This window comes from Microcella flavibacter, from assembly GCF_012530535.1.
GTDB lineage: Bacteria > Actinomycetota > Actinomycetes > Actinomycetales > Microbacteriaceae > Microcella > Microcella flavibacter.
Genome location: NZ_CP051299.1, coordinates 1,235,125 through 1,248,122, shown reverse-complemented (window position 1 = coordinate 1,248,122; position 12,998 = coordinate 1,235,125). Strand labels below are relative to the sequence as shown.

Annotated in this window: 11 protein-coding genes and 1 pseudogene; 5 read left to right on the top strand and 7 right to left on the bottom strand. The window is 73.7% G+C overall.

Annotated features, from left to right (window positions below):
* Positions 1-10: 10 nt before the first annotated feature.
* From recO to HGB54_RS05885, 6 genes are all read right to left on the bottom strand, one after another.
* Positions 11-796: a DNA repair protein RecO gene (gene recO, locus HGB54_RS05915; RefSeq protein WP_168915622.1), complete on the bottom strand. Its 786-nt coding sequence runs from the start codon at positions 794-796 to the stop codon at positions 11-13.
* 142 nt (positions 797-938) lie between these two features.
* Entirely contained in the window at positions 939-2,114 is a 1,176-nt protein-coding gene (locus HGB54_RS05910; RefSeq protein ID WP_168915621.1) for a cysteine desulfurase family protein, read from the bottom strand.
* The gene (nadC, locus tag HGB54_RS05905) at positions 2,111-3,007 is read right to left on the bottom strand and encodes a carboxylating nicotinate-nucleotide diphosphorylase (protein ID WP_168915620.1); all 897 of its coding nucleotides are present in this window, start codon (positions 3,005-3,007) and stop codon (positions 2,111-2,113) included. The genes HGB54_RS05910 and nadC overlap by 4 nt, the downstream gene beginning before the upstream one ends.
* Positions 3,004-4,839, bottom strand: a complete 1,836-nt coding sequence (locus HGB54_RS12620; protein ID WP_228545981.1) for an L-aspartate oxidase — start codon at positions 4,837-4,839, stop codon at positions 3,004-3,006. Before HGB54_RS12620 ends, nadC begins: the two co-directional genes overlap by 4 nt.
* An 8-nt stretch (positions 4,840-4,847) precedes the next feature.
* Complete coding sequence (nadA, locus tag HGB54_RS05890) at positions 4,848-6,119, bottom strand: quinolinate synthase NadA (RefSeq protein WP_168915619.1); 1,272 nt, start codon at positions 6,117-6,119, stop codon at positions 4,848-4,850.
* On the bottom strand, positions 6,116-6,811 hold the full coding sequence (locus HGB54_RS05885) for an NUDIX hydrolase (protein WP_168915618.1): 696 nt from the start codon (positions 6,809-6,811) through the stop codon (positions 6,116-6,118). Before HGB54_RS05885 ends, nadA begins: the two co-directional genes overlap by 4 nt.
* Before the next feature lie 122 nt (positions 6,812-6,933).
* On the opposite strand from HGB54_RS05885, the pseudogene HGB54_RS05880 reads away from it, so the two are divergent.
* Together HGB54_RS05880 and HGB54_RS05875 are read left to right on the top strand one after the other, a co-directional pair.
* Positions 6,934-7,587 (top strand): annotated as a pseudogene (locus HGB54_RS05880) (trimeric intracellular cation channel family protein); the annotation flags it as partial.
* Positions 7,588-7,976: 389 nt separating this feature from the next.
* A complete protein-coding gene (locus HGB54_RS05875; protein ID WP_228545980.1) occupies positions 7,977-8,582 on the top strand; it encodes a P-loop NTPase family protein in 606 nt (201 codons plus the stop codon).
* Between the two features lie 135 nt (positions 8,583-8,717).
* Here the strand turns inward: HGB54_RS05875 and leuA are convergent, their stop codons facing one another.
* Entirely contained in the window at positions 8,718-10,478 is a 1,761-nt protein-coding gene (gene leuA / locus HGB54_RS05870) for a 2-isopropylmalate synthase (RefSeq protein ID WP_168915617.1), read from the bottom strand.
* A 267-nt stretch (positions 10,479-10,745) separates the two neighbouring features.
* On the opposite strand from leuA, the gene HGB54_RS05865 reads away from it, so the two are divergent.
* The 3 genes from HGB54_RS05865 to HGB54_RS05855 are packed head-to-tail and all read left to right on the top strand — an operon-like array spanning position 10,746 to position 12,876.
* Complete coding sequence (locus tag HGB54_RS05865) at positions 10,746-12,029, top strand: sensor histidine kinase (RefSeq protein WP_168915616.1); 1,284 nt, start codon at positions 10,746-10,748, stop codon at positions 12,027-12,029.
* Positions 12,026-12,187, top strand: a complete 162-nt coding sequence (locus HGB54_RS05860; protein ID WP_168915615.1) for a hypothetical protein — start codon at positions 12,026-12,028, stop codon at positions 12,185-12,187. The genes HGB54_RS05865 and HGB54_RS05860 overlap by 4 nt, the downstream gene beginning before the upstream one ends.
* Positions 12,184-12,876 carry a response regulator gene (locus HGB54_RS05855; RefSeq protein WP_168915614.1) on the top strand — a complete coding sequence of 231 codons (693 nt, stop codon included), beginning with the start codon at positions 12,184-12,186 and terminating at the stop codon, positions 12,874-12,876. The genes HGB54_RS05860 and HGB54_RS05855 overlap by 4 nt, the downstream gene beginning before the upstream one ends.
* Positions 12,877-12,998: the final 122 nt, after the last annotated feature.

The window sequence follows — 12,998 nt, the reverse complement described above, 5'->3', positions numbered from 1 at the left end:
TCGACGCCGCTCACGCGGTGCTGCCGATCGCGAGGTCGTCGGCCGGGTGCACGGGGATGCTCGCGCGCGCATCGCGATCGACGTGGGGCAGCGAGCGCAGACCCCGCTCCAGGTGGAACTGCGCGTAGGCCGCGATGATGCCGCTCGCCTGCTGGCGCGCGCGGTCGTCGCTGCCGTCGGCGACGTCCCAGTCGCCGGTCATGAGCGCCGAGAGCAGCGCGAGCGCGGGCGGGCTCACCCTCGGCGCCCCGGGCGGCGCGGCCTCGTCGGCGACCATGCCGCCGAGCTGCACCACGAACGACCGGTGCGGGCCGGGCGCGCCGGTGACGGCGCAGTCGCCGAAGCTCGGCGCCCATCCCGCGATCGAGAGCGACCGCAGCAGGTACGAGTCGAGCGTGAGGCTCGGGTCGTGCTCGCCGCGCGAGAGCGAGCGCAGGGCTCCGACGAGCAGCAGGTACTGCTGGATGCCCCCGCCGTCGTCGCCCGTCACGCGATCGGCCGTCTCGACCATGACGCTCGCGGCCGTGTACCGGCCGTAGTCGCTCACGATGTCCTCGCCGTACGCGCCGAGCGACTCGGCCTGCTGCACGATGTCGAGGCTGCGGCCCTGGTAGAGCTGCACGTCGACGACCATGAACGGCTCGAGGCGGGATCCGAACCGGCTGCCGGTGCGGCGCACGCCCTTCGCCACCGCGCGGATCTTGCCGTGCTGGCGGCTCAGCATCGTGACGATGCGGTCGGCCTCACCCAGCTTGTGGGTGCGCAGCACGACGGCTTCGTCTCGGTAGGTGGGCACGCTCCAGTATCCCGCGAGCGGCGGCGAGCGGGGTGGACGGCGCGCGCTCGGGCGGCGGCCCGGGGTCGCCCGGCTGGCGGCTCGGGCCCGCCCTGCTGGCGGCGAGACCCCGCCCGGCAGGCGGCTCGGGCGCGCGCGGTGCTCAGCGCAGGGCGCGCAGCCCGGCCGCCGAGTCGCGCAGCGCGGCGACCGCGGCGTCGAGCTCCTCCTCGGTCGTCGCCGTGCCGAAGCTGAAGCGCAGGGCCGTGCGAGCGAGGTCGGGCTCGAACCCCATCGCCAGCAGCACCGGCGAGGGGTCGTCGCGGCCGGCCGCGCAGGCCGAGCCGCTGGAGCAGATGATGCCGCGGTCGTCGAGCGCGATGAGCAGCGGCTCGCCGCCCAGCCCCTCGACGACGAACGAGGCGTGGCCGGGCAGGCGGTTCTCGGGATGCCCGGTGAGCCGGGCCTCGGGCACGGCCTCGAGCACGTGCGCGATGAAGCGGTCGCGGCGTGCGGCGACCGCGTCCACGGCGGCCCCGTCGCGCTCGGCCTCGGCGAGCTCGAGCGCGGTCGCGAGCCCGACGGCGCCGGCGACGTTCTCCGTGCCCGAGCGCCGGTCGCGCTCCTGCCCGCCGCCGTGCACGAGCGGCTCGAGCGGCGCGGCGGTGCGCAGGATGAGCGCACCGACGCCCTTCGGCGCGCCGAGCTTGTGCCCGCTGATGCTGATCGCGTCGGCCGTCGACAACTCAGGAGTCTTCACCGGGTCGAGCGAGACCCACCCCGCCGTCTGCACGGCGTCGACATGCAGCAGCGCCCCGACCTCGTGCGCCGCCGCGCCCAGCAGCCGCAGGGGCTGCAGGGTGCCGACCTCGTTGTTCGCGTGCTGCACGCTGACCAGCGCGGTGCCCGGCCGAAGCGCGGCGCGGACGGCCGCGACGTCGACGACTCCTGAGTTGTCGACGGGCGCGAGGGTCACCTCGACGTCGTGCCAGCGGCGCAGATGGTCGGCGGCCTCGAGCACGGCCTCGTGCTCGACGGCCCCCACGATGATGTGGCGGTCACGGCCGGCTCGGACGCTTCCGAGGGTCAGGCCGATGACGGCGAGGTTGTCGGCCTCCGTGCCGCCGCTGGTGAAGACCACCTGCGCCGGGCGCACCCCGCAGGCGGCGGCGACGCGGGCGCGGGCATCCTGCAGCGCCGACGCGGCCGCGCGACCGAGCGCGTGCGTGCTCGAGGGGTTGCCGTAGCCGCCGGTCAGGTGCGGCCACATCGCCTCGAGCACGGAGCGGCGCACCGCCGTCGTGGCCGACTGGTCGAGGTCGATGAGGCGGTCGGTCATCGCACGGCGATGTCGAGCCCGAGGTCGAGCGCCGGGGCGGAGTGGGTGAGCGCGCCGACCGAGATGATGTCGACGCCGGTCTCGGCGATCGCGCGCACGGTGCCGAGGGTCACTCCCCCGCTGGCCTCGATGAGGGCCCGGCCGTCGATCTGCGCGACCGCGGTGAGGATGTCGGAGGGCGCGAAGTTGTCGAGCAGGATGATGTCGGCGCCGCCCTCGAGCACCGCGTCGAGCTGGTCCAGGCGGTCGACCTCGACCTCGAGCGTCGTGGTGTGCGGGATGCGGCTGCGCACCGCGCGGATCGCCTCGGCCACGCCGAGCCCCTCGGCCGCGAGCACGGCGAGGTGGTTGTCCTTCAGCATGACCGCGTCCGAGAGCGAGTGCCGGTGGTTGTGCGCGCCGCCCGCCCGCACCGCCGCCTTCTCGAGCACGCGCAGGCCGGGGGTCGTCTTGCGGGTGTCGACGATGCGGGCCCCCGTGCCCGCGACGGCGTCGACGTACGCGCGCGTGAGCGTCGCCACGCCGGAGAGGCGCTGGGCGAGGTTGAGCGCGACGCGCTCGCCGGTGAGGATGCCCCGGGCCGGGCCCTCGACGACGGCGACGTCGGCTCCGGGGGCGAGCGGCGCGCCGTCGGCGAGCAGCAGGCGCACCTCGATGCGGGGGTCGGCCCGTCGGAACGCGGTGGCGAGCGCGAGCCCGCCCGCGAGCACCCCGTCGACGCGGCTGACGAGCCGCGCGGTCGCGGTCGCCGACGCCGGGGTCGAGGCCTCGCTCGACAGGTCGCCCCAGGGGGCGTCCTCGGCGAGGGCCAGGGCGACGATCTGCTCGACCGCGGCGAGGGGCGGGTCGGCGTCGCCGGGGCGGGGGCCGATCGGGGCGGGGGCTGCGGTCATGCGAGGGCTCCTGCGGGGGTCGTGGGGGCGGGAATGTCGTCGGCGGCGGCGGTCGCGGCGGCGGCGGTCGCGTCGGCGGCTGCCGGGGATGCGGCGGCGGGCACGCCCGTCGTCGACAACTCAGGAGACGCTGCCATCGCGCGCATCCAGGCGGAGCGCACCGCTGCTGCCGGATCGGTCGCCGGGGCGTCGGAGCGGAAGTGCGCCCCGCGCGACTCGACGCGGGCGAGAGCGGCCTCGGTGACGAGCCGGGCGAGCGGGAGGAGCGTGGTCGCGAGGGCGTCGGCGGGCCGGGATCCCGCGAGCCGGGAGCGCAGTGAGGCGAGCGAGACGCCGTCGCGGACGAGCCCGAGGTGCTGCCAGGCGAGCTGTCGGATCTCCTCCCCGGAGAGGGGGTCGCTGCCGTGGGTGAGGAGGTCGTCGCGACCGGGCGCGGCGAGGAGCCGGATCGGGATCTCCTGAGTTGTCGACGGAGTCGGCGACGGGGCAGTCGACGCGGCCGCCGACCGTGTCGCCGACGGGGTCGGCAAGGCGGCCCCGAACGGGGTCGCCGACGGCACGACCCGCCCCGGATCGCTCGCGAGCGTCGCCCCGACCGCGGCAGCGGGCTCCGCCGCCGCCGGGACCGGTAGAGGCGCGCCCCACACCGTGGGCTCCTGCTGCAGCAGCGCCGCGCACCGCATCGCCGAGACCGCCGCCTCGAGCAGCGAGTTCGAGGCGAGCCGGTTCGCGCCGTGCACGCCGGTCGCCGCCGTCTCGCCGATCGCGAAGAGGCCGGCCACGGTGGTGCGCCCGTCGAGGTCGGCGAGCACGCCGCCCATCGCGTAGTGCGCGGCGGGCGTCACCGGCACGAGCTCGGTCGCCCAGTCGATGCCGAGCCGGCGCACGAGCCGGTCGATCGTGGGGAAGCGGGCGGCGAGGGCGCTCGCGCCTCCGAGGCCGGTGGCGTCGAGCTGCACGGGCCTGCCGCCCTGCGCGGCCATGGTGGCGGCGATGGCGCGGGCGACGATGTCGCGCGGAGCGAGCTCGGCACGGGCATCCACGTCGAGCATGAAGCGGCGGCCGCTCTCGTCGCGCAGTACGGCGCCCTCGCCGCGGACGGCCTCGGAGACGAGCCCGCCGCCGGCGAGCACCGTCGGGTGGAACTGCACGAACTCAAGGTCGGCGACGGCGGCCCCGGCGGCGTAGGCGAGCACGATGCCCGAGCCGATCGAGGTCTCGGGGTTGGTGGTGTGGGGGTAGAGGGCCCCCGCTCCCCCGGTGGCGAGCACGACGGCATCGGCCGTGAGCGTGCTGCGGCCCTCGGGCCCGTCGAGCTCGACGCCGGTCGCGCGTCCGCCCTCGGTGAGGATGCGCGTGACGAGGGTGCGCTCGCGCACCTCGACGCGGCTCTCGCGGATGCGGGCGCTGAGGGCCGTGACGATGACCGAGCCGGTCGCATCGCCGCCGGCGTGCAGCACGCGCCGGCGGGAGTGCGCGGCCTCGAGACCACGGGAGAGCTCGCCGTCGGCGTCCCGGTCGAAGACGACGCCGCGGGCGATCAGCTCCGCGACCGCGGCCGGGCCGTCGGCGCAGAGCGCGGCGGCGACGGCGGGGTCGGTGAGTCCGGCGCCGGCCGCGATCGTGTCGGCGGTGTGAGACTCAGGAGCATCGTCGGCGCCCGTCGCCGCGGCGATCCCGCCCTGCGCCCAGAGACTCGAGCCCGAGGGCAGGCGCCCGCCCGTGACGAGCACGATCTCCTGAGTTGTCGACGCGGAGAGGCCCGGCCCGTCGGCCAGGCGCAGCGCGGCGAGCTGCCCCGCGAGGCCGCTGCCGATGATGACGACGCGCACGGCGGGCCTCAGTCGCGCGGCTTCGCGGCGAGCATGCGCTCGAGGGCGACGCGGGCGCCGGACTGCACGCGCTCGTCCACCTCGATGCTGTTGACGACGCGGCCGGCGACGAGCTCCTCCAGCACCCAGGCGAGGTAGCCGGGGTGGATGCGGTACATCGTCGAGCAGGGGCAGATTACGGGGTCGAGGCAGAAGATCGTGTGCTGCGGGAACTCGGCGGCGAGCCGGTTGACCATGTTGATCTCGGTGCCGATCGCGAAGGTCGTCGGCTCCGTCGCACCGGCCACGGCGCGGCGGATGTAGTCGGTCGAGCCCGCCTCGTCGGCGGCGTCGACGACGGCCATCGGGCACTCCGGGTGCACGATGACGCGCACATCGGGATGCTCCGCGCGGGCCTGCTCGATCTGCCCCACGGTGAACCGCTTGTGCACGCTGCAGAAGCCGTGCCAGAGCACGACCTTCGCGTCCATGAGCTCTTGGGTGCTGGAGCCGCCGAGCGCCTTGCGCGGGTTCCACATCGGCATGAGGTCGGTGGGCACGCCCATCGCCTTCGCGGTGTTGCGGCCGAGGTGCTGGTCGGGGAAGAACAGCACCCGCTGCCCGCGCTCGAAGGCCCACTCGAGCACGGTCTTCGCGTTCGAGGAGGTGCAGACGATGCCGCCGCGCTCGCCGCAGAAGGCTTTGAGCGCCGCCGAGGAGTTCATGTAGGTGACGGGGATGATCGGCACGCGGCCCTCGGCGTCGGGCTCGGTGCCGTAGACGGCCTCGAGCTCCTCCCACGCGGCCATGACCGAGTCGATGTCGGCCATGTCGGCCATCGAGCAGCCGGCGGCGAGGTTCGGCAGGATGACCTTCTGCTCGGGCCGGGCGAGGATGTCGGCCGTCTCGGCCATGAAGTGAACGCCGCAGAAGACGATGTACTCGGCATCGGGCTTCGTCAGGGCCGCGTTCGCGAGCTGGAAGGAGTCGCCGAGGAAGTCGGCGTGCTCCACGACCTCGTCGCGCTGGTAGAAGTGCCCGAGCACGACGAGGCGGTCGCCGAGCGTCCGCTTGGCGGTGAGGATGCGCTCGCGCAGCTCCTCGGCGGGAGCATCCTGGTACTCGCGGGGCAGGCCGCCCTGCCGGGGCGAGCCCGTCGGGATGACGTCGAACATCGACGAGCCGGGGCCGTAGCCGGGCATCGCATCGAACTCCCACGGCCCCTTCGCGAGGTCGGGGGTGCACGTGTCGCCGGGGGCCGTGCCGTTCGTGATGGCGCGGATGGTCGTGTCGAGCGTCATGCGGGGATCCTCGGGGTGAGCGGGCCGGCGTCGACGAGCTGGACGTCGCCGACGTATCGATACAGGCGGGGAGGGCGGTGGCGGCCGCCGGTGACGACCTCGTCGGTCGCGACGACGTCGCCGGAGGACTCGACCTGACGACGGAAGTTCGCCGGGTCGAGCGGCTTCTGCAGCACGGCCTCGTACACGCCGCGCAGCTCGGCGAGCGTGAACTGGTCGCCGAGGAACGCCTGCGCGATGCGCGAGTACTCCATCTTCGTGCGCAGTCGCCACAGGGCGTAGTCGACGATGAGGTTGTGGTCGAACGCGAGCTCGGGCAGGGCATCCGCCGCGAACCAGCGCACGTTCTCGCCCGCGGTCACCCGCTCGGCCTCCTCGGCGCGCACGAGCGCCCAGTAGACGATCGACACGACGCGGCGGTCGGGCGAGCGGTCGACGTCGCCGAAGGCGTAGAGCTGCTCGAGGTACGCGGGCTCGAGCTGCGTCGTCTCGAGCAGGTTGCGGCGGGCGGACGACTCGAGGCTCTCGAGCGCGTCGACCGGGCCGCCGGGCAGCGCCCAGCAGTCGAGGTGCGGCTCGCGGATGCGGCGCACGAGGGGCAGCCACACGCTCGAGGCGCCGCGCTCGTCGGTGCGCAGGGCGAAGATGACGGTCGACACGGCGAGATCGATGGATGCTGCACTGGTGCTCATCGCGCCCTCCCGTCGTACTCGCTCGCGTTCACGCCGGGTTAAAGTCACTCCGACACGAACCGATCGTACCAGTTCGGGTCACGGGCACACGAACTGGCTCAGCGCACTGGCAGACTGACGAGGTGACCGCCCTCTTCGTGATCCCGCTCTGGGCCGACCTGCTCGCCGTGGGCATCGGAGCGCTCCAGGGCGCGCTCTTCGCGGCGCAGTTCCGCGACCGGCGGCTCGACCTCCTCGGCGTCGCCCTCATCGGCATCGCGACCGGCTTCGGCGGTGGTCTGCTGCGCGACATCCTCCTCGACCAGCCGCTCGCCCCGCTCGCCAGCAACTGGTACCTCACCGTCGCCACGGCCGCCGCCCTGCTCGGGATGCTCCTCGAACGCCTCTTCTCCCGATTGGGCCTGCTCATCACCGCGCTCGACGCCCTGACGCTCGGGCTCTTCGGCGCGATCGGCACCACGAAGGCGCTCGCCCTCGGGCTGCCCCCGGTGGCCGCCGTCTTCGTGGGGGTTCTCGCGGCGGTGGGCGGATCGATCCTGCGCGACCTGCTCCTCACCATGCCCATCGCCCTCATGCACGTGGGCTCGCTCTACGCGCTCGCGGCCGCGGGGGGCACGACCGTGCTCACCGTGCTGCTCGCGCTCGAAGTGCCCGTGTTCCTCGCGGCGGGCATCTGCGTCGCCGTGACCTTCGGCGTGCGCATCCTCTCGGTGCTCTTCGGCTGGTCGCTGCCGGAGCAGCGGCGCATCGAGCGCCTGCCGCGCATCCCCCGACCGCGCCTCGCGCGCCGCCGCACCGTCTCGACCGCGACCGGGGTCATCCACCTGCTGCCGACGACCGCGGCGCCGCCGGTCGACGAGCCGGACGAGAGCCCGGGCCTCGTCGAGCGCGCCCGCACGGGAGCGATCCGCATCGTGCGGCCCGCGCCCGAGCCGGTGCGCGGCCGCCGCCGCTCCCCCATCCCGGGTGCGAGCCGCGCCCGACGCTGAGCTTCCGCCCGCGCGGGCCTGCGCGAGCCGGGTCATCCGGCGCCCGTGTCAACAACTCAGGAGATCCACGCAAGTCACGCCGGTCGAAGCCCGAACCCGCGCCTGTCGGGCCGCTGCCGCTTGACGAAGTTCCTGAGTTGTCGACAGGCAGCGGGTTCTCGCCTACATTCTGGGGCGTGCCTCCGCCACTGCGCCTTCCCGAGCGGGCGCTCGTCACGATGCGGGCCGGAGACGCGCGCGTCGTCATCGCCGGCGCGTCCGGTGCGGGCAAGTCGACGCTCGCGCGAGAGATCAGCGCGCGCACGGGGATCCCCCACGTCGAGATCGACGCCCTGCACTGGGGCGCCGGGTGGACGTCGAGACCGGAGTTCCTCGACGACGCCAGAGCCTTCGTCGCCGAAGACCGCTGGATCACCGAGTGGCAGTACCGGCGCGCCCGCGACCTCGTCGTCGCTCGGGCCACCGTGCTCGTCTGGCTCGACCTGCCCTTCCCGCTCGTGCTCGCTCGCGTCGTGCGACGGACGGCCCAGCGGCGCCGGCGCCGCACGGAGCTGTGGAACGGGAACGTGGAGCCCGGCCTCCGGCACGCACTGCTGAACCCCGAGGGCGTGATCCGGTGGTCCGTCGCGACGCGGCGGAAGTACGCGCCGCTGATCGCGGCGCTGGAAACGACGGCGCCGCATGTCGCAATCATCCGGCTCCGCCGCCGGCGCGACGCTCGGATGCTCCTGCGAGCCCTCGGCCCGGCCTCCCACGTCGACAACTCAGGAGAATCCTGCTGAGCGCGCGACGGCGCACCCGGGCCTGCGCGGGTCAGCGGGCAGACCGCGGCGGAGGTTCCTGAGTTGTCGACACAGGGGTGAGCTCCGCAGCCGCGAGCGACCCCACGCGCGAGCGAGCGCCCGCGCCCGTGCGGCCTACGCCTCGACGAGCTCGCGGTCGGGCGCCTCGAGCCGGATCGCCCGGTTGACCGCCGAGACGACGGCCTTGAGCGAGGCCGTCGAGATGTCCGCGTCGATGCCCACGCCCCAGAGGGTGCGGCCGTCGACCTCGAGCTCGACGTACGACGCCGCGAGGGCATCCCCGCCGGCGCTGAGGGCGTGCTCGACGTAGTCGAAGAGGCGGATGCTGATGCCCTCCTCCTGCATGATCGAGAGGAAGGCGGCGATGGGCCCGTTGCCGGTCGCCGTGACGCCGTCGATCGACTCGCCGTCGCGCAGCGTCGCGTCGAGGCGCACCTCCCCCGTCATGTCCGACGCGGTGCGGGTCGAGAGCAGCTCGAAGCGGCCCCACTTCTCGTCGGCGGAGGCGGCGGGCAGGTACTCGTCCTGGAAGATCTCCCAGATCTGCTCCGAGGTGACCTCGCCGCCCTCGGCGTCGGTCTTCGCCTGCACGACGCCGCTGAACTCGATCTGCAGCTTGCGCGGCAGGTCGAGCTTGTGGTCGGTCTTGAGCAGGTAGGCCACGCCGCCCTTGCCCGACTGCGAGTTGACGCGGATGACGGCCTCGTACGAGCGGCCGAGATCCTTGGGGTCGACGGGCAGGTACGGCACCGCCCACACGAGGTCGTCGACGCCGACGCCCTCGGCCGCGGCACGGGCATCCATCGCCTCGAAGCCCTTCTTGATGGCGTCCTGATGCGATCCGCTGAAGGCCGTGTAGACGAGGTCGCCGGCCCAGGGGCTGCGCTCGTGCACCTTGAGCTGGTTGCAGTACTCGGCGGTGCGCTTGATCTCGTCGAGGTCGCTGAAGTCGAGCTGCGGGTCGATTCCCTGCGTCATCAGGTTGATGCCGAGCGCGACGAGGTCGACGTTGCCGGTGCGCTCGCCGTTGCCGAAGAGGCAGCCCTCGATGCGGTCGGCTCCGGCGAGGTAGCCGAGCTCGGCGGCGGCGACGGCGGTGCCGCGGTCGTTGTGCGGGTGCAGGCTCAGCAGCACGTTCTCGCGGTGCGCCAGGCGGCGGTGCATCCACTCGATGGAGTCGGCGTAGACGTTGGGCGTCGCCATCTCGACGGTCGCGGGCAGGTTGATGATGACCTGGCGCTCGGGCGTCGGCTGCAGCTCGTCGAGCACGGCGTTGCAGATCTCGAGCGCGGTCTCGAGCTCGGTGCCGGTGTAGCTCTCGGGGCTGTACTCGTAGAAGATCTCGGTACCGGGCACGGTCGCCTCGTACTGCTTGCACCAGCGCGCGCCCTGCAGCGCGATCTCCTTGACGCCGGCGACGTCGGTGCGGAACACGACCTCGCGCTGCAGCGCGCTCGTCGAGTTGTAGAAGTGCACGATGGCGCGCTTGGCGCCCTTGATCGACTCGTAGGTGCGGGCGATGAGCGACTCGCGCGACTGCGTCAGCACCTGGATGGTGACGTCGTCGGGGATGAGGTCGTCCTCGATGAGGCTGCGCACGAAGTCGAAGTCGGTCTGCGACGCCGAGGGGAACCCCACCTCGATCTCCTTGAACCCCATGCGCACGAGCAGGTCGAACATGATGCGCTTGCGCTCGGGGCTCATCGGGTCGATGAGGGCCTGGTTGCCGTCGCGCAGGTCGACGGCGCACCAGCGCGGGGCCTGCGTGATGGTCTTCGTCGGCCACGTGCGGTCGGGCAGGTCGACGGGCAGCACCGACTGGTACGGCGCGTACTTGTGGATGGGCAGTCCGGAGGGCTGCTGGCGGTTCTGCATGAGGTGCTCCTGGCGGTTCGCGGGTCTGGGATTTCAGCCGACGACGAACTCCGCGACGAGGGAGGCTAAGGGCTAGACCTCGTCGCGGCAGCGAAGAAGAAGCTGACCGAACACGGTTTCAGGGTACACCCGGGTCTCGGCGGGTCGCGAACGGCGGTCCGGGATGCGCGGCGCGGGCCGCCGCAGGGATGAACCCCCTCATCCCTGAGGATGACATCCGCTCGAGTCCCGCCCGTTCGGAGCGGCTCGGGGCTTAGCGTGACGACCATGTTCGATCGACTCCTCGCCCGGCTCAGTGAGCGCGCCGAGCAACGGCTGCTCGTCACGGAGATCTCCCTCGGCGCGCTCTTCTCGCTCACGGTGGCGTACTACGCCGTATCGTTCACCGGTTCCCCGGCCGTCGGCCTCGTGCTGCTGCCGCTGGGGGCGGGCATCGCGCTGCACAGGATCGCGCCGCTGCCGGCGCTCATTGCCGCCCTCACCCCGATGCCGCTGCTCATGGTGGTGGGCTACGGCGGCGGAACGCCGAACGGGGCGATCTGGCTCCCGGTGTACCTCTCGATCTTCGGTGCCGTCGCCTACGGCGAGAAGCGCACGCGCTGGACCGGGCGCATCATCGGCGGCATCCTCACGGTCGTCTACGTGGGCGGCGGCATCTTCGTGACGGGGTACGGGCTAGGCCCGCTGAGCCTCATCGCCCTCGTCGCACCGGCAGCCGCCGTCGTCGGCGGCGAGCTCGTCATCGCCGCGAACCGGCGACGCGCCCTCACCGAGGTCGTCGAGACGGTGAGCACCGAGCGCGACGCCGCGCTCACCCGCGCCGACCTCGAGGCCGAGCGCTCGCGGGTCGCCCGCGACGTGCACGACATCGTCGCCCACTCGCTCACGGTCGTCATCGCTCAGGCCGACGGCGCGCGCTACGCGACGGCGAGCCGCGACGCGCAGGCCGCCGAGGCCTTCGAGACGATCGCCCGTTCGGCCCGTGACGCGCTCGCCGACGTGCGCGTGCTGCTCACCGAGCTGCGCCACACCCAGGAGGCCGGACCTCAGCCCGGCCTCGCCGACCTCGACGGGCTGCTCGCCGCGATGCGCGACTCCGGACTCGCGCTCGAGACCCGCGAGTTCGGCGACCGGGGCCGGCTCACCGGGGCGCGGCAGCTCGCGCTCTACCGCATCACGCAGGAGGCCCTGACGAACGCCCTGCGCCACGGCGACGGCACGGCGGTGCTCGAGCTCGAGTGGGGCGCGACCGCTCTCGACCTCGTGGTGACGAACCCGGCGCGCGTCGACGCCATCCGGGCGGGCGACCCGGCCTCGGGTCACGGCATCGACGGGATGCGCGAGCGCGCCGCCCTCGCCGGGGGCGAGCTGAGCATCCACCACGGCGACGTCGTCCGCGTGCGGGCTCGCCTACCCCTGGAGCCGGCGGGGGCCGAGTCGACGCTCGACGTGCCCCCGTCTCCCGGTGACGACCCGGCCGGGCAGGCTCAGCGACCGGATCCGCGCGATACGACGCCCACATTGGAGCTCGAGAGCGGGGCGCGCTCATGACCGCCACCGCGTCCCACACCCCCGCGCCGCGCTCCCCTGCCGACTCCCCCGCGCCGGCCCCGACCGCCGTGCGCATCATCGTGATGATCGTGCCGCGCCGCCGCGGCGATCTCGCGACCGCGCTGCCCTTCTTCCTCGGACGGGCGATCGCCCGATGAGCCCGCACGGGATCGGCGTGCTGCTCGTCGACGATCAGCAGCTGTTCCGCCGCGGCATGGCGATGCTCGTCGACTCGCAACCCGACCTGCACGTGGTCGGCGAGGCCGGCGACGGCGCGGCCGCGGTGACGGCGGCGGAGACCGCGCCGGACGTCGTGCTCATGGACATCCGGATGCCCGGCACCGACGGCATCGCGGGCACGGCGGGCATCCTGCGCGATGCCGCCGAGGCCGGCCGCACCCCGCCGCGCGTGATCGTGCTGACGACCTTCGACCTCGACGACGCCGCGCTGCGCGCGATCCGCGCGGGGGCCAGCGGGTTCCTGCTCAAGGACGCCGAGCCCGAGTTCCTGCTCGCCGCGATCCGGGCCGTGCACGGCGGGCACGCGGTTGTCGCGCCGGGGGCGATCGGCGACCTGCTGGCCCACGTGGATGCTCGAGCCGGGCATCCCGCCCCCGCCTGCCGCGCCGCCGATGCCGGAGCGCTCGACGGACTCAGTCCGCGCGAGCGCGAGATCTTCGCCGCCGTCGCCGCGGGCCTGAGCAACGCCGAGATCGCCGCCCGCGAGTTCGTCAGCGAGGCGACGGTGAAGTCGCACGTCGGGCGCATCCTGGCGAAGCTGGCCCTGCGCGACCGCGTGCAGGTCGTGCTCTACGCGCACGACCACGGGCTGCTGCCGCGACGGTAGTACCGCCCCCGTCCATCCCGTCGGCGTCGCGGACCGCGCGAGCCGAGCGTCGGTGTCCATGCAGCGCGGTCATCAGTCCGACACGCCGGGCACGGATGACCGCCATCGGCGCGGCGCTCCGA